General features: G+C 50.4%; 13 protein-coding genes. 8 read left to right on the top strand and 5 right to left on the bottom strand.

Annotated features, from left to right (window positions below; genetic code table 11):
* Window positions 1-16 precede the first annotated feature (16 nt).
* Entirely contained in the window at window positions 17-202 is a 186-nt protein-coding gene (locus RMR16_RS25375) for a tautomerase family protein (RefSeq protein ID WP_320200738.1), read from the top strand.
* A 114-nt stretch (window positions 203-316) separates the two neighbouring features.
* Here RMR16_RS25375 and RMR16_RS25370 read toward each other — a convergent pair whose 3' ends face one another.
* The gene (locus tag RMR16_RS25370; protein WP_320200737.1) at window positions 317-1,135 is read right to left on the bottom strand and encodes a response regulator transcription factor; all 819 of its coding nucleotides are present in this window, start codon (window positions 1,133-1,135) and stop codon (window positions 317-319) included.
* Between the two features lie 311 nt (window positions 1,136-1,446).
* Here RMR16_RS25370 and RMR16_RS25365 point away from each other — a divergent pair, with 311 nt between their 5' ends.
* Window positions 1,447-3,078, top strand: coding sequence for a choline dehydrogenase (locus RMR16_RS25365; RefSeq protein ID WP_320200736.1), 1,632 nt, complete (start codon window positions 1,447-1,449; stop codon window positions 3,076-3,078).
* A gap of 113 nt (window positions 3,079-3,191) precedes the next feature.
* Here the strand turns inward: RMR16_RS25365 and panB are convergent, their stop codons facing one another.
* From panB to RMR16_RS25350, 3 genes are all read right to left on the bottom strand, one after another.
* Window positions 3,192-4,010, bottom strand: a complete 819-nt coding sequence (panB, locus tag RMR16_RS25360; protein ID WP_320200735.1) for a 3-methyl-2-oxobutanoate hydroxymethyltransferase — start codon at window positions 4,008-4,010, stop codon at window positions 3,192-3,194.
* On the bottom strand, window positions 4,007-4,870 hold the full coding sequence (panC, locus tag RMR16_RS25355; protein WP_320200734.1) for a pantoate--beta-alanine ligase: 864 nt from the start codon (window positions 4,868-4,870) through the stop codon (window positions 4,007-4,009). Before panC ends, panB begins: the two co-directional genes overlap by 4 nt.
* A gap of 383 nt (window positions 4,871-5,253) precedes the next feature.
* The gene (locus RMR16_RS25350) at window positions 5,254-5,847 is read right to left on the bottom strand and encodes a demethoxyubiquinone hydroxylase family protein (RefSeq protein ID WP_320200733.1); all 594 of its coding nucleotides are present in this window, start codon (window positions 5,845-5,847) and stop codon (window positions 5,254-5,256) included.
* A gap of 1,207 nt (window positions 5,848-7,054) precedes the next feature.
* On the opposite strand from RMR16_RS25350, the gene RMR16_RS25345 reads away from it, so the two are divergent.
* The 5 genes from RMR16_RS25345 (at window position 7,055) to RMR16_RS25325 (ending at window position 11,674) form a co-directional block, all read left to right on the top strand.
* Window positions 7,055-7,804, top strand: coding sequence for a sulfite exporter TauE/SafE family protein (locus tag RMR16_RS25345; protein ID WP_320200732.1), 750 nt, complete (start codon window positions 7,055-7,057; stop codon window positions 7,802-7,804).
* Window positions 7,805-7,854: 50 nt separating this feature from the next.
* Complete coding sequence (locus RMR16_RS25340; protein ID WP_320200731.1) at window positions 7,855-8,469, top strand: LysE/ArgO family amino acid transporter; 615 nt, start codon at window positions 7,855-7,857, stop codon at window positions 8,467-8,469.
* Between the two features lie 231 nt (window positions 8,470-8,700).
* The gene (locus RMR16_RS25335) at window positions 8,701-9,633 is read left to right on the top strand and encodes a hypothetical protein (RefSeq protein WP_320200730.1); all 933 of its coding nucleotides are present in this window, start codon (window positions 8,701-8,703) and stop codon (window positions 9,631-9,633) included.
* A 545-nt stretch (window positions 9,634-10,178) separates the two neighbouring features.
* The gene (pmtA, locus tag RMR16_RS25330) at window positions 10,179-10,772 is read left to right on the top strand and encodes a phospholipid N-methyltransferase PmtA (RefSeq protein WP_320200729.1); all 594 of its coding nucleotides are present in this window, start codon (window positions 10,179-10,181) and stop codon (window positions 10,770-10,772) included.
* 224 nt (window positions 10,773-10,996) lie between these two features.
* Window positions 10,997-11,674 carry an alpha/beta fold hydrolase gene (locus RMR16_RS25325; protein ID WP_320200728.1) on the top strand — a complete coding sequence of 226 codons (678 nt, stop codon included), beginning with the start codon at window positions 10,997-10,999 and terminating at the stop codon, window positions 11,672-11,674.
* 749 nt (window positions 11,675-12,423) lie between these two features.
* Here the strand turns inward: RMR16_RS25325 and RMR16_RS25320 are convergent.
* Window positions 12,424-13,446 carry a helix-turn-helix domain-containing protein gene (locus RMR16_RS25320; RefSeq protein ID WP_320200727.1) on the bottom strand — a complete coding sequence of 341 codons (1,023 nt, stop codon included), beginning with the start codon at window positions 13,444-13,446 and terminating at the stop codon, window positions 12,424-12,426.
* Between the two features lie 292 nt (window positions 13,447-13,738).
* On the opposite strand from RMR16_RS25320, the gene RMR16_RS25315 reads away from it, so the two are divergent.
* Window positions 13,739-16,924, top strand: coding sequence for a cadherin-like beta sandwich domain-containing protein (locus RMR16_RS25315; RefSeq protein ID WP_320200726.1), 3,186 nt, complete (start codon window positions 13,739-13,741; stop codon window positions 16,922-16,924).
* Window positions 16,925-17,399 lie beyond the last annotated feature (475 nt).

Below are 17,399 nucleotides of genomic sequence, written 5' to 3'. Positions count from 1 at the left end.
CGTCGGGAGTACCCGCATGCCAATCGTAAAAATTGAACTTTTCTCTGGAAGAGATGAGAGCCTGAAGGCTGAAATTGCCGTAAAAATTGCTGCGCTTCTTGAAGAGAAGCTGAAGATATCGCAGAAGGACACAACAGTTATTTTTACTGACGTGCCGCGGGGCGACTGGTTTGTCGCGGGGCAATCAAACGCTCGCGAATAGAGAGCTGCAAGCCATGCCAATCGAGATGTGAGCCCGAAGCGACTTAAGGGCGACAGCGGCATTCGCGCACTGGCGGTCCTGCGGATACGTCATTCTGACGAAGTATCAACAGGGCTACTTGGTGTCTATGACATGCGAACAGAACATCAGAAACATTTCAGCCTGACTCGTAATCCGCAGCTTATCATATATATTTCTTCTATGAACCTTTGCTGTTCCCTCTGCGATATCGAGGTTGTGAGCCACCGAAAGCGTTGAATGTCCCCTTAATAAGAGGCTTACAATTGTTTGTTCTCGAGGTGACAGTTTTTCCTTAGCGAACGTTACAAAAGCCTTTTCCAGAGTAGACTCGGATTTGGGAAGATCTGGTTTGAGGAATTTCTCCGACTCTCCTCTCCAGTGTTCTACAGAAGTCTCTAATATCACAGGTTCAAGTAGCTTCAGATTTTCAAACTCGATCGAGTCGAATGCCTGCATCCCGTTTCTACGCATAAGTGAAATCACAAGATAAACATTATCTATCGGCTGAGCCATGTACACTATCTCTTCCGCAAGAGATCCGGCATCTTCTGAAACACAAGGGTGAAAATCCGACGAATTATAGAATTCGCTGGAAAAATAATTGTCCGGAGCAAGCTCAGAGAGCCTGTAGAGGCCTGGTAAAACTTTGGCGCAGCAAGCTGTGTACACAGCATCCAGAAGGTATGTCCCAGAAAGAAATTTATCAATAATCGCCTGAGAGACAAAGTCCTGAAGATTTCCATCGAGAAATATCGGAGGCCTATTGGACGAGAAAAGGGTTACTGTAAAAATTTCAAACGGCGCAATCGTTTGAAGTGAGCTGATGAGGGCTGACGGGAACATCGCCGTTCGCCTGGAACTATATAGATGCTTTGCAAACGCTATTCCGTGTTTTGCATCAAGTCTTTCCATTCCAGCTCCTGTTTCCCAAGATCACCTAATACCAGCACTCAAATATGGTCCAAGCGTATCACGTCGGCAAGTTTCATTCCTGTTCAGGCGCAACGCGCTCAATATGCCAAATGGGGTATACGGGATCACCGTCGATTGTCGTTATTAGGTCAAAGCTTAGCTCACGAAGCGGCCTTTGTCTGTCAGATTTTCAAACCGAGAATCTAGAGACGATTGTCTGGCAGAAGGGCACAGGGCGTTTTTCCATCCTCCCTTTTCGGGCTTGGCTCAGATCCCAAGTTCCGCTCAGACAAGTCATAAGAAGTGGGAACATGAATAGAAAGAAATACGATTACATTGTCATCGGATCGGGTGCTGCTGGTTCGATAGTTGCTAAGCGCCTTGGAGAAGAGCGTGAGAGCCGGATTTTAGTCCTGGAAGCTGGGCCATCAGACAATTCCATTTTCATACGTATGCCCGCCGCACTCTCTTACCCATTGACCGATAAGAAAAGGATATGGTCTTTCGAAACAGGTCCTGAACCAGAGTTAGGTCCTCGACACCTCACGCATGTCCGAGGCAAGATGTTTGGCGGGTCGGGCTCATTGAATGGTATGGTGTATGTGCGGGGCAATCCTAGAGATTATGATCGCTGGGCTTCGGACTACCAACTGCCGGATTGGAGCTTCGCCCATTGCCTTCCATACTTCAAGCGGTTGGAGACCTTTGACGGCGGTGCCAGCGAATACCGCGGCGGCAACGGTCCGATAGCAATCACGACTATGAAAGCTGAACTTGAGCCATTTCAAGCGTTTCTTGAGGCCGGCAAGCAAGCGGGTCATGCTCTTAATGACGACTATAATGGATATCGTCAGGAAGGCGTGCACGCCTATCAGGCAAACATCGATCACGGCGTTCGCGCGAGCGGTGGCCGTCAATACCTTCGTCCAGCGATGCGAAAAGGTAATGTCAAAGTGGAACTGAGCGCCCTCGTTCAGAAGATTATTTTTGATGGAAAGCGTGCTGTTGGCGTCCGATACGTACAGAATGGAGAAACGGTCAACGTTTTCGCAGAAAAAGAGGTTATCGTTTGTGGTGGAGCTTTCAACTCACCGCAAATACTTCTGCTATCTGGGATTGGGCCTGCCCGGGAATTGGCGGCCGTAGGTATCAACACGATTGTGGATTTGCCTGGCGTTGGAAAAGGCGTTCAAGATCATATTGCAGTGTCAGTGAAGTATCGGGCTTCGCGCCGGGGCGTCTCTCCCGGAGTAGACATGAGCAAGCTTAAGATGGCGGCCGTTGGTGCGCAGTGGTTATTTTTGAAGTCTGGTTTGGGTGCGACCAATCTTTGGGAAACTGGTTCATTTTTCAAAAGTAGCGACAGTGCGGAGTACGCGAATATCCAGCACGAGTTTCTTCCTGTTCTCGGTGAACTGTCACATGGGAGCGTTTCTGTCGAGGACGGCTTCGTTTATCAAACCTGCCTAGCGCTGCCTCGTAGTCGCGGCGAAGTGACCCTAAACTCTGCGGATCCAGTTGCACATCCTAAAATTGTTCTGAACTATCTTGCCGATCGAGATGATCAGAAAGACCTCATGGATGGAATACGCCATACAGACGAGATTGTGAACCAGCCGGCTTGGAACAAGCTCAGAGGCGCATCGATTGATCCGGGGCTCTACAAAATGCCAGATGCTGAGCTTTTAGCCTGGCTTAGGCTCAATGCGAACACTCAGTATCATCCATGCTCGAGTTGCCGTATGGGGGTCGACGATCTTGCAGTTGTCGACACTGACGGCCGGGTTTACGGAACAGAAGGCCTGCGCGTCGTTGATGCGTCCATCATGCCGCGAATTGTCAATGCCAACCTGCATTGCCCGACAATGATGGTCGCTGAAAAGATTTCGGATTCCTTGAGAGGCCGTCCTGCATTGGCACCGCAACACGTAGCGTTCGCCTGACACTCACATCAATATCTGATAGGCCGGTCTCGCCAAACACTCTCCGAGTGGACCGACCTATCGATATGTTGGCAAGAAGTTGAGCGTGCCGACCTTAGCATGGCAACACGCCATCAATCTTTCGGTTCATAGGTGTGCTCTAGGCCAGGAAAACTTCGATCTAAAACCGACGCCGCGTACTCGGCGATGGCCTTATCAACAGCATCCCCAATTGTTCCGAATTTTTTGACAAAACGCGGAACTTTGGGGTTGAATCCAAGCATATCTTCAAGAACAAGGATCTGCCCATCGCAGTGGCTTGATGCTCCAATTCCAATTGTAGGAGTTTTGAGCATGTTTGTGATCGCCCTTGCCAGAGGTTCAACAATCCCCTCAAGAACAATCGCAAATGCTCCGGAGTTTTCTATCGTGACTGCGTCTTGTTTAATGACTTCCCATGTTGAGCGGTCCCGCCCCTGTGTCTTGAAACCGCCCGTGCCCATCACAGATTGAGGCGTCAATCCAATGTGACCCATAACGGGCACTCCTCGAGATGTAAGGAACTCAACTGTGGGTGCCATAGCTGCTCCACCTTCAAGTTTCACCGCCGAGCATCCAGTCTGCGACAACACTCGGGACGCGCTGCGGTATGCATCCTGGGGGCTTGCTTCGTAAGAACCAAAAGGAAGATCAACGACGACAAGCGCTCGTTTTGACGCTCGCATAACACTTTGAGCGTGAAAGATCATAAGATCGAGCGTCGCACCCAGCGTCGTTTCCATTCCATGTTCAACCATAGCCAGGCTGTCGCCAACGAGAATGATATCCGCGTGCGGGTCGACGAACCGAGCAGTCAGTGCACTGTAGGCGGTTAATGAGACTATTGGTTGAACACCCTTTTTACCGCGGATATCTGGAACGGTAATGCGTCGGCTATGGGATTGGGCGCTCATTGCAAGGTTCCATCATTCGCTTCAACAACGATTTGGTCGATTAGCGAAACTTCGCCAAACTTCACAGCGATCAAGGCAACAACTGGATCGTGGCCAATCTTTGTAACAGCCTGAAGCGTTTTCACGTCACAAATATCAACAGATTGAACGACTGCGTTCGGAACGTTTTGAATCATCGTCTCGATTGCGTTTCGAATGATGCTAGTATCCCGCTCGCCGTTCGAGATCATAAGCTCGGCTAAGCGAAGCGCGTTCGGAACCACGATTGCAGACGATCTATCATCTGTCGTGAGTTTCACATTACGCGTTGAGCACGCAAGACCATCGTCGTCGCGGACAGTGGGAACTCCAACGACGTCGACCCGCGACGATAGATCGTTGACCATACGTCTGATGACTGCGAGTTGCTGGAAATCTTTCTCTCCGAAAAAAGCAACATCAGGCTCGACGATGTTGAACAGTTTGGTAACGACCGTTGCAACACCTTTGAAATGGCCTGGCCTGAGAACGCCGATCAGAATATTTGATAGCGGCTCAACGTCAACGATCGTGCCCATCGGCGCAGGATAGATTTCAGTAACCGATGGAGCAAAAACGATATCAACGCCGTGCTTTTCGCATAAGGCGATATCGCTTGGAAGATCACGAGGATAGGTGTCCAGATCTTCATTTTGGCCGAACTGAGTGGGGTTGACGAAGATACTCACAACAACGGAGCCACGTCTCTTTGCTTGTTTGACCAGCTCCATGTGACCCCGATGGAGACCACCCATCGTCGGCACGAGGCCAATCTTATTCGCTTTTCGCCGCATTGCATCTAGCACGAGGCGGAGTTCGGTTATTGTCTCTATGACTAACAAATGACGTCCTCAGTTCTATTAATTCGCACGACGCTGGAGCCAGTTATACGAGCGTGCATATTTCAGAAATCATGCGGATGTGAGCGTCTCCGCTCATGGGACCGATTTGGCGAGGCCGCCATCGATAGGCGACAGATGTCGCATTTTCATCAGTCCATGAAGGTTCGATCCATGCCATTTCCAGCGACCGCTCAGGGGCATCAGTTATTGTAACATGGAGGCTGGAACATCGCTGGAAACCTCCTTTTAAATCGACGGTTAGCAAATTCAGGAGAAAGCCGGCCAATTTTGACACGCCGATAGCGCTTTACAAATACGATGACATTCTCCGGTCGGCGACCCTTTGGAATTTCAGCGAAATTACAACAGCGCAACAATCTGTTCTACGCTGCATTGCTACGCGCGATCTCAGCACGCATCCAGCTTGAATCTCCCCACGTTGAAAGCCAGATCATAAGGTTTGTAAGACCGGAGATAAGGGGTAGAAACAATGAATGTGCTTGTCCTTTCTCCCGCTGATTTTCCGCCTCCCTAAGATGCGCCAATTCCTGATCTTGAATCGACTTTATCAAAGTGTGAAGCTCAGGATCACGATGTATGAGGAAAGTCAGTTGATCTTCCAAATGCCTATGGACAGTGCTTTCGACGGCCTCAGTGCAAATCCAAACCATGTTGCGCCCACATAGGGCCGTCAAAAGACCGAGAACATAACCACCAACGCTCCAAAAAGTCATAACGCGGCAGGGCCGAGCATTCCTTACAGGCATCGCCTGAAGAAAAAGGCGACAATGATCAATCTCGTCATCCCGCATTTTCTCGAGATCTGCGACGATCTCTGGAAAAAGGCGACGGGCCACGAAAATCTGCGCAGTATAGATGCGTATTGCACCAAACTCGCCAGCGTGATTGACCTTCAGAATTCGTTTGATGGTGATGGCAGAGGTGCGGGCATCTGCATGTCTCTTCTCATTGATCATTGCGTACGATGCTCATGGCTGTTGCAGGGCAACAAAAACGCCCTCCTGTCGCCGTTAAGGTTCGAAAGAAAGGCATGGATCTGGTGTGGAATTGAGCAGCAACATCACGGTATCCTGTCATTTTACTAAACTTCTAAACAACGCGCTTTCCAGTCCCGTGTAACGTGGGGGATGTTTCGAAAAAGCCACCTGTCACTAGCGTTCGCGTTATGACCTCCGAACTTGATCGCATTAAATGCATCCGAGCAAAATTCCCTGTTTCATCCCGTGTGGCCAACAGACAAGCTACCTAAGACATTATCGCATTTGGTGATCGAGACCTGAACATCTCGCCGTTCCGCGAACGCAATTCCTAAGCAATTACAGAGACACATGATCTTCACTATCTAGCCGATGTCCGCTCCAATACGGCTACGAACTATACATACTTTGATTATTGACGCTACTTATTTTGTAGCTTATTGCGGTGTGGATATTTTGAATGGCGCTACAGAACCTCCCACATAGGGCATCTACTGAATTGTGATCTTCGTCTGCTAGCACAGGTAGAGTGGCGCACAACCTAATGGGACCTAAAAAATGGATGGGTTGAACAATAACGTGGCTGAAGAGACGACGCATGATATTTACAGATCGCCAGTAAAATTGGCTGTTATGTCAATCATAATAATAGCATTTGGAGCCGTCCTCGGGTCTATCGCGATCGGTCAGTATGTCCAACGCACCAGAATCCCACTGGATCACACTTTCTACTGGATATTGGGGCTGGCCGCGTTTGCAATGCTCCTCTTTGCGGTCCGGGTTCTGCCAATGTGGCTTGCATTACGTCATCCAGCAATAACCATTTCAAGTGCTGGAATTCAATTTCGCAATAAACCTCTTTTGCTCTGGTACGAAATAAAACAGAATGATTGGAATAGCTTACACGTGGGGTTTCTCACAGCGGGAGCTACGTTGATCGTTAAGGCACCGCACATCAGCGTCAAATGTGAAGCACTTACACTCGCATGCAAATCAGATCAATATTTTGAGTTTTGCGAACGAGCCAAAGCGCAGCAGAGACCCGTACCGACTAAAGTTCAGAGGTAAGGCCCAAGAACCGGAAGCCGCCCAGAAATCGAAGTGCTTTTGATTACTGTTTCGCCTGACAAATAGAGTTGAAGGCGATGATAGGCTCGAGCCTCCAATCGAAAACCGAGAAGAGTTCATGGATCACATATATCTTGTTGTCATTCTCGGCGCAGTCGCAGCGGGGCTTGTGCAAGGCATATCGGGCTTCGCATTTGGCCTGGTTGCAATGTCATTTTGGGCCTGGGTTCTTGACCCACGCCTGGCGGCCACTCTCGCAGTATTTGGCGCACTTTTTGGTCAAATACTCGCAGTTGTAACTACGCGCCGCGGCTTCGACTTAAAGCTCTTAATCCCATTCATCCTTGGCGGACTGGCTGGAATACCCATCGGCGTTAAAATTTTGCCCCATCTCGATATTGACGCCTTCCGCGCGATTTTGGGCGGCCTTCTCGTCCTTTGGTGTCCGGCGATGCTGCTAGCAACGCGACTACCGAAACTTGAGTTTGGTGGAAGGTTTGGCGATGGCGTTGCTGGATTAGCCGGAGGCATTATGGGAGGCATTGGTGGCTTCACAGGCACTCTGCCGACATTGTGGTGTATTATCCGGGGTTTTCCTAAAGATATGCAAAGAGGCATTATTCAGAATTTCAATCTGTCGATGCTTCTTGTGACGATGGGGACATATCTCGCCACTGGTATTGTTACGTCTGAAATGTTGCCTTTCTTCGCTGTCGTCGCAACAGCGATGATTGTGCCCACGCTGCTGGGCGCCAAGCTATATGTCGGCATGACCGAAGCGCAATTCAGGCAAGTTGTTCTTGGCCTGCTCACGCTATCGGGCATTGCGTTGTTGGCATCAGCAATTCCGAATCTCGTTTGGGCTTAGATTGAAATCCACAGGCGCAATCACCTCCGGCACGAACAGAGAGAACCGTTATGAGCATCCCATTTATAGAGGGCCTCGGACTCGCGTTGGGATTGCTGATAGCTCTTGGCCCCAAAGACACTTACGTCATAAAAAATAGCATTCGCGCCGGAAACGCCTTGGCGCTTGTCCTGATATGTTCAATTTCCGACATTCTTTTGATACTTCTGGGTGTGTGGGGCCTTGGCGCGCTGATTACGGAAAACCCGTTGCTTTTGTTGGTAACGATGACGGGAAGCATTGCGTATTTGGTATTTTTCGGCTGCCAAGCTCTGATGGGAGCGATAAAGGGAGTAGAAATTGTTGCAGAACAGCCGCACTTCAATGCTGCACGCTCTGCGGTAATCAAAGGCGCTCTTTTTCACTCGCTACTGACGCCATATGCTTGGCTGGATACTGTTTTCGTCATTGGCACCATTAGCACGACGAAAGAAGGCATCGTTAAAGCAGCATTTGCAGGTGGTGCAATGTCCGCGTCATTTTTCTGGTTCTCCTTCCTTACCATAGGCTCCAGACTGGCCGCGCCGCTATTTAGAAATAAACAAATGTGGCGTGGCCTTGACGCAATTGTCGCGGTGTCAATGTTCTTGTTAGCCACGAAGCTGGCGGCGGGCATTCTATGGTAGTTTTTCCATGGCAAGAGCAGGTTAGGGTTACACTCGGGATCGGGGGGCAGAGTTTCTGATAGAGTATGCCAGTTGATAATTCGCAGCCCGACGACAACCCATGACCCGTCCACTCGCTCGGCAAATCATTGACGAAGACTCGGGAAGAGCGACTAGCAGTAAGGGATAACGTGTTCGGGAGTGGTGAACTTAGCGCGGCGGCGCGTACCCAGCCCTTGATTGGAGTTAGAAGTGAATGCAAACTCAGAAGTGAGCAAACTAACTAAGCTTGCTAAAAAAGACTGTCTGAATTGGAATGTTGACCCGCTCAACATCAAGCTGCACCTAAACCAGCCTAAGGAAAAATTAGAGCAGTATGCTGATGGACAAGCGGATTTTTCGTTGGTGGCGCTCAAGACAAATAGCTTACTAGTATGGCACTTCGCTCGTTATCGTGCCTCGTTGCTGAGCGGAGCGCGGGATATTGAGAATCTGGTCTTCGCAAGTAAATACGCTGTCTGGTCTTTCTTAATGGACGAGCCTCCTGCGACTGTAGGGCGGGCAGGACCTTTCCTTATGGATCAAGCGGCATTTTTATTAGGCTTGCAAATAATTTGTGGTTGGAAGCGAAGGGCGCTCGCTGTGGGTGATGCCTTGGTCAAAGGATTGGACACTCCATTGCTGGACTTGCGCAACAACGAACGCCACAACGCTGGTTCTCTCTATCCGCATTTTTGGTTTCTCATCCAGATGTTTCGTGCAGGGAAAGGCGAGCCATTCATCGACCTGACGCCATACTCACACCCTGAGAGGATGGCACCATACGATCAGGTGCTGACAGACTGGAAAACCACAGACCTGTCCAAGGTCAAACGGTGGGTGGAGGATATGGCTGAACATCACATTCAGTCGACAGATGACTCTGATCCAGATGCCCTCAATGAATTTGACAACCCAAAGTTCAAGCTCTTTCCCTACGAAATACTCGCATTCTTGCGCATTCGCGAATGGGCAGGCTTGTCCAATCCGCTCGAATTTGACCACCCGCTAATGAATCAGTCTTTGGCCTATAAGCCTCTCCTGGCTGAATTGCCGCTTCCTGATCCGGAAACACCGCTGCTTGACCGCGTGCTGGTGCGCTACCAAAGGGACTGGCCCGACCTGCGCATTCCCGACGGGCTGTGAACGTCGCAGTTGCTTTGAGTCTTCCCTCACAGCCCGACCGAAAACCGCAATGCCCATCGCACAACCCACCCCATCTTGGCGTTGTGCGAAAACGTGCCCCGCCCTCGACTTCGGCGCGGTGGTACTCGCCAGGCACATCGGCTGGAATTGCTTGCCTTAGGCGCGGCCCGCCAGTTCCTCGTCTAACAAATTGCCCGCTACCTGGAGCGGCCGCACTCCGCCGTTCTACAAAATAAGCGCAATTTTCGATGCGCCCTGACGGCTTATCCAAGAGTGATGGCGCACTGATAATAGGAATATCGCAAACTTGCTGACCGCCCAAACTCCATGCGCACTTTCCCGTTGTCTTAAAGGCGTGTTTCGTCGCCGCGAAGCTACCTTGTCGGTGTCGATTTATCAAACCAACGGCCTCGCAAGCCCACTACCAGAGGCACTTTCTACAGCGAATGGATAACGGCGTTCGATTAGGCTAGCTTTTCCAAGATGTTCTAGCTACATAAACCGTAGCGATAGGTATTGTGTTATTCAAAAGGAGGGGGGCCCAGATGGGACTGAGCTTGAAAGAGCGCTTCGGCAGACGATTTGAAGAAGAGCTTCGTTTTTTCAAAGGCATGGTGGACCAGCCCAAAAAGGTCGGTGCGATCGTACCAACGTCGGGCGTTACATCCCGCCGGATGGCTAGCATCATCGATCCCCAATCGGGCTTGCCCGTTCTGGAACTCGGGCCGGGCACTGGTTGCATCACCAAGGCGATCCTGGAGCGCGGCGTGAGGCCAGAAGCCGTAACGGCGATCGAATATTCCACGGACTTCTACCACCAACTTCTATGCAGCTATCCGGGCGTGAATTTCATTAATGGTGACGCTTTCGATCTAAATGTGACGCTAGGGGAACAAAAACATCAGATGTTTGACTGCGTCATCTCCGCAGTGCCAATGCTAAATTTTCCGATGGCTTCTCGCATCAACCTTTTGGACAATCTGCTGAACAGAATTCCAGCCGGACGGCCAGTTATTCAGATTTCCTACGGCCCTGTTTCGCCAATTGTTGCGCAGCCACACCTTTATAAAATTCGTCATTTTGACTTTGTTCTGCGCAACATCCCACCCGCACAGCTTTGGACCTACACACGCTACTGATTCAACTCCAAGATATTGAACGTCCTTCGCACCCTTTTCACCGAGCCCCTGCGAAGGATTCCTTCCCGAATCCTTCTTGCCCGATCGGACTCAAACGTTGCTTAAAGCGATTACTCTGCGTTAAATCTAGCCGCACATTAGTGTAATTACGAGGATTACGAAGGGGATGTTCCCACAATGCATTTGCACACGAACGATAGTGGCGTCGAGGCTAATCATCCGAGATGAAAATTTTTATTCTACCAGGGCTGGATGGAACTGGACTACTGCTATCGGAGCTAGAGAACCTTCTCTCAAAGGAAAATACCGTGTCAGTCATCCGGTATCCGTCAAACCTCTACCGATACGATGATCTCCAAATTTGGGTTAAAAACACACTCCCCGACGATGATTTTGTCATCGTCGCGGAATCCTTCTCCGGTCCACTCGCAATCGTGCTCGCATCGCAGAAACCGAAGGGTTTGAGAGGTATCGTATTTGTTGCGACTTTTGCGAGATCGCCTGTGCCTGTGCCTTTATGTTTCGCCCATATAGTCAAGATCGCACCAATCAGGTCCAAGTTTCTATTTTGGCTGGTACAACCGCTCTTTCTGGGGAAGTGGTCAGGTGAAGCCTTCGCAAAGAGTTTCAGACGTGCGTTGAACCGCATTCCCTCCGCCACCATTGCGGGGCGCCTTAGAGAGGTTCTAATGGTCGACACCCGTGAGCAACTTAGAAAGTTGTCTCTTCCTATGATTTATCTCCGGGCAACGGAGGATCGACTGGTGCCGTCGAAAATGTCGGCAGATTTCGATCTGGCTCCAGAGGCCATTTTTACGATCGAAGGGCCGCACTTTCTCCTGCAGTCGAGAGCGGAGCAAGCAGCCGAGTGCATATTGAAATTCACAGCCTCTCTGAAGTGATTGTCTTGCCTCGACAAAATAGTCAAATTTCACAGCCGTCCTGGTGTAGGTTCCGATAAACGAGACGTTGAGCAACGGGAACAAGCACTACGCAACAAGGAATTAAATCCGAGGTTCCAGCGCAACGTGCTACCTCACTCCATCCAATTAGATGGTCACGGTTGCAGCTATTTCATCGTGACCGAGCAAGTGACGCGCAAACCACTCCGCTCCTCGAATTATTTCGTTGGTGGCGAGCAATTTTGCCCTCGTATCGTCATATTGCGTGACTTCATTTAGTTGGGCGCGCGTTGAGCAAAGTGAGTAGAAGGTCACTGATTTTCACATTGAATACGCGGTTCTGAAAAAGGGTACCAGCGCGTTTCGTGTAGTTCGACCACACACGGGAATTCTAAAAGAGCTGCTTGATGAAAAAGGTGAGGGAACTGTCTGCTCACTTCAGACCCAACAAGGAAGTACATCAGCATCTAGAGTTGAGGGTTTTACATGACGGCTACCCATACGAAGATGTCATCAATATGGATGATGCGATCGGAAAAACTGCAGAATTTCATTTGAGCTTGCACTTTTCGGGCACCCCCAAGCGATTAACTACTTAAAAGCAGAACGTCCCGGGATCTGCGATTGAAGGGATTTGGCGAATAGCCGCGTCAGATATTTGCTCAGTTATTTTAACCGTTTATCGTATTCGACAGAAGACGCTTGGAGTACTTATTGCTTTACAGCATGTCGGATAAATTCATGCTGTATCATGTCCTGAATGGTTTTCTCTGTGCGCGGAACAAGGTTTCTGAAGGCAATTCGCCATAACGCTTTCTGTAGTATCGCGCGAAATCTCCTAGATTGGTGAAGTAAATAGACGCTATTGCTGAGAGAGAGGCCCCAGGCCGAGCAGCCAAAAGATTATCTCGAACTGCTTGCAGTCGTCGCTCAGTAACCCACTGCATCGGACTGTGACCCATCAGACTGCGGAACGTGTACTGCAGGTTTCTAGCAGAAAGACCGCTCAATCGCTCCAAATCCGTGAGCGTGATCTTTGTGGTTAGATTGGCATCGATGTATTCGCAGATCCTTGCTATCCTCACTTGAGACGCTGTTACCGGCTTTCGTTCGACACTAAAGAACATGTGCGGGACCAACAACATAATCGTAGATCGCAATATCATGTCAGAAAGTCCGGATTTTTCTATTCGGTCCGCATCAGAATCCATGGCATTGAGCAACGTCATGTAATGTTCAAAAACTCTTTGAAACTGGACTTCTCCAAAACTTAAATCAAGCGGACGAAACGTCTCCAGATTTAGTCCGCGGTTTCTATCGGAATGTTCGCCCAACATTACATCTGCCATTCTGCCAAGCCTTTCGGGGTCTATGTCTACCCCGGCGACGGATCTTAATCCACTTTCGCCGCTTGTCGTGCCTGGTGGGAGATAAACGGCATTGCGTCCTTCACCCCATTCAATTGATTTTCGATCCCTGGTCGCTATCGATTGGCCGTGCACTGGAAGTAGAACAATTCCGTAAGGCGAATCCGACGATGAGAAACGCATTGGCGTACTTGCGCTAGAAACAATACGAAGTCTCTCGGAAACAACCGCTGAGAACGAGAACTGAAAAGTGTCGCCACTTTTCGTGGGCCAGTATTCGATTTTGGTTGCACTGTCTCCTGTCAGACGTCCGGAAAGTCTGGCTGCATCATCAAATCGGACGGCACGTCGTTGCGCAAATGGGAGCTCTGGGAACTGACTTGCCTGTGCTTTTCTCACAACCATAAAATGAAAACTCTTCGCGCGTTAAGCGTAGTCAGCCCGGCTAAGGAACTGCATTCTCCTCAACCAGATAGTTATCGATTGTGTTCAGGTCAATTACAAGCGTGTCCCTATGTCACATAAGTGAAACAACAACAGATGAAACACGGCTTTGTGCGCAAGCTCGATATTGTTCTGCGCTTTCTCGGTTGCAGCCGAACGAACAACTCAGCCAATTTCAATGCACATGGGGATTTTCGGAATTGTTCAAATGGACGATTCGCAAGACGGGGTGCCTTTCAGGGGTAGGTAAAACATGGCGTTAGTAGTATCGTTTCTCTCAATTGCCGTTTTGGCCACATTGGTGGGAGGGTTGTTTCGGCGCATATCCACCGCGAAAGCAGCTTTGGCTCCGGTAGCGCAAAACTTCCTGGTCGGCGATTCTCAGGTTATCCTCAGCCATTTTTTGCTCCGTAGAGTGTTTACTTTCACCATTCTAAATTTCGTCTTTGCTATGACAACGGCGTGCGTCATCGGCTTTGCTTCGTCGGTTTCTGCGGCAACGATCAGCAACATAACCCCGAACTCTGGAACGACACTCGGGGGAGACTCTGTCACTATAACTGGGTCGGGCTTTACCGGTGCAACCGGAGTAAAAATCGGAAACGTTGCGGCAAGCAGTTTTAATGTGACCGATGACACGACAATCACGGCAGTTACACCTGAGACAATTTCGGGAACGCATGACGTTGTGGTGTCCGCGAGCAATGGCGACGTCACATTGATCGATGGCTTTACAGCGGATCCGTTGTCGTCACTTCCACTGATCAGTGGTGGTGTGACCCCAGATACCGGCCCCACCACGGGCGGTACGGTAGTCACGATCGTCGGATATGGCTTTAGCGAAGCGACTGGCGTGAATTTTGGAACCGTTCCGGCCAGTTTCACAATTGTTAGTGATCAGACGATCAGAGCGGTGTCGCCTGTTGTTCAGAGCACTGGCAAGGTTGACGTAGAAGTCACCTCTGCATTTAGCTCTACTGCGGTCGAGGAAGGGTTCGATTATGTGACGCCTTTATCGACCAATGCAGACCTTAATGGGCTGTCGTTATCGTCCGGGGCGCTCTCCCCAGCCTTTGCCCCTGGAACTACAAGCTACGCTGCAACAGTCGCAAACGGCACGTCGTCCATCACCTTCACGCCGATCGCGGCGGATGGCAACGCCACTGTCACCGTCAATGGCCAACCTGCGACGACGCCTGTCAGCCTGAATGTTGGTCCCAACACGATCTCAGTTGTTGTCACCGCAGAGGATGGCATCACCACAAATACCTATACTGTGAACATCACACGCCAGGCCCCGGCATCTACGGTTTCCGACTTGAGCGGGCTGTCGTTGTCGTCTGGCACGCTTTCACCGGCCTTTGCCTCTGGAACCACGAGCTACACTGCAACAGTTGCCAACGGCACGTCGTCAATCGCCGTCACGCCGATCGCGGCAGATGGCAACGCCACTGTCACCGTCAATGGCCAACCTGCGACAACGCCTGTCAGCCTGAATGTTGGTCCCAACACGATCTCAGTTGTTGTCATCGCAGAGGATGGCATCACCACAAATACCTATACTGTGAACATCACACGCCAGGCCCCAGTGGCAGTGGTGGTCAGTTTTTCTCCTCCTGCAGGAGCTCTTCCCGCAGCAACGGTAAATGTTGCGTATAGCCAGACAGTTACCGGATCCGGCGGAACTTCGCCCTATAACTACACGATCACAGCAGGTGCGCTTCCTTCGAACTTTAATCTTGATCCTTCAAGTGGATCGATCACAGGAACACCCGTGGCAGCAGGAATTTTCAGTTTCACGGTCACAGCGACCGACGCCGCTCTTCCAGCCAATACAGGTGACGTTTCCTATTCATTGACGGTTAATCCGGAAACTGCGCCAAGCTTCGTCTTCACTCCTTCGGCCGGGAACCTTCCAGACGCCATGGCTGGCGAAACTTACACCCAAGCTTTCAGCGCAGCAGGTGGGGCTGGACCGCTTTCCTACGCAGTCGTTGGAACACTTCCCAACGGCCTTTCGTTAAGTTCGGCGGGTGTCCTTTCTGGTACATTGGCGGATAACAGTGAGGGTACTTTCAGCTTCAGTATCAAGGTCACCGACGCAAACAATGCAACGGCGACAGGAAGCTATACGCTGTTGGTCAAAGAGCGTGGCGTTACGGTTGTAGACCAGACCATTGTGGTACCCGCGGGCTCATCCCCCCCCGATGTCCGTCTCGACAAAAATGCTACGGGTGGCCCCTTCGATAGTGCCAATCTGGTTTCGGTCCAGCCCGCCAATGCCGGAACAGCGACAATAACAATGGGTGATTACGCTCAAGTCGGCCCCGTCTCGCCAGTCGGCTGGTACCTGAAGTTTACGCCAGCATCAGGTTATTCCGGCACTGTTATCGTTACCTTCAGCCTTTCCAGTGGGATCGGGAGCAGCACGGGAACAGTGACTTACAGCCTTGGTTATGATCCGGCAGAGGTAGCAACGGACATTCATAATATGGTCCAAGGTTTCGTGAAAACGCGACAAAACATGATTGCATCGACGATCAGCGTCCCGGGGCTTTTGGAGCGCCGGAAGATGTCAGCTTCAAACGACCCGATCACGGCAAGAATGATGCCTTCCGAACAGGGGATGACACTCGGTTTTTCTACAAGCTTGGCACAGCTGCAGTCATCTCGCGACGGAGCGGCTACATCGCCCTTTAATATCTGGATCGATGGAAAATTCCTGATGCACAAGCGCGAGAGAGACGGTGAAGGCACCGGGAAATGGGGCAGCTTTGGATTGATGTCAGCCGGCACCGATTACCTGATCAACGAAAGAGCACTGATTGGTTTTAGCGTGCACTATGATAGAATGACAGACCCGACCAACGAGGACGCAGAGTTAACAGGAAACGGCTGGCTCGCAGGTCCATATGCGTCGGTGGAAATCGGCAAGGGTGTTTTTTGGGACACAAGCCTGCTTTATGGTGCCTCGGCTAATGATATCGATACAGAGTTTTGGGATGGATCATTCGACACAACGCGCTGGATGGCAGACACCTCCATCAAAGGTCAATGGTACATCGATGAGGTCACGACGTTGACGCCAAAGCTGAGAGCGGTCTATTTTACTGAAACAGTGGATACTTACTCTGTAACAAATGGCGCAGGTGATGAACTCACAATCGATGGGTTTTCATCGGAGCAGTTTCGCGTCAGCCTTGGAGCAGAAATCTCTCGTCAGTTCACTCTTGAAAATGAAGCAGTACTTGTTCCCAAACTGGGGATCACCGGAGGTTTTTCCGGCCTCGACGGGTCTGGAGCTTTCGGATCGCTCACGGCTGGCCTTAGTCTGGAAACCATGGACCAGTGGAGCATAGACCTTTCGCTTCTGTTCAATATTGAAGGCGAAGGGGAGAAATCAGCTGGTGCCAAGGCAGGGGTCAGCAAACGGTTTTAGAAGTAAACAGCAAACTTCAGCGACAAAACCGTTTCCTATCGCTGCACGGGGTGGCGTGCTATCGAGTCACCGCGTGCTTGGTCTCCAGACAAAATTCAACTGTCCAAGGATTAATGCGAGACAGCTTCTGCAATACTAACTTGGTCTAGGAGGCTTTGTTGTATCGGTTCATATACCTCGTGATTGCTGGTTTGCATTTATCCACAGCAGGGATTGGGACAAGAGAATATATGTACCTGGGATTTCCCGACGGGTATCTGACGCGATTTGAACGCGTGACAAGTGACGTTCGGCTAGGTGCCATACTGGTAAATATTACGTTCGGAATAATGTTCATAGCACTAGGGATTAAGAATACGAACCAGCGTAACGTGGCGAGCGCCTTCATACTCGGCGCAGTGTCGGTGTTTTGTGCGGTCCTTCCCAGTGTCTTGTTTACATATTGTCCAGAGATAGGCAGTTGCTCATTAATCTA

Source organism: Agrobacterium sp. rho-13.3 (assembly GCF_033957765.2).
In the GTDB taxonomy this organism is placed as follows: domain Bacteria; phylum Pseudomonadota; class Alphaproteobacteria; order Rhizobiales; family Rhizobiaceae; genus Agrobacterium.
The sequence above is the reverse complement of the archived record's forward strand: the minus strand, read 5'-3'. Positions and strand labels throughout refer to the sequence as shown.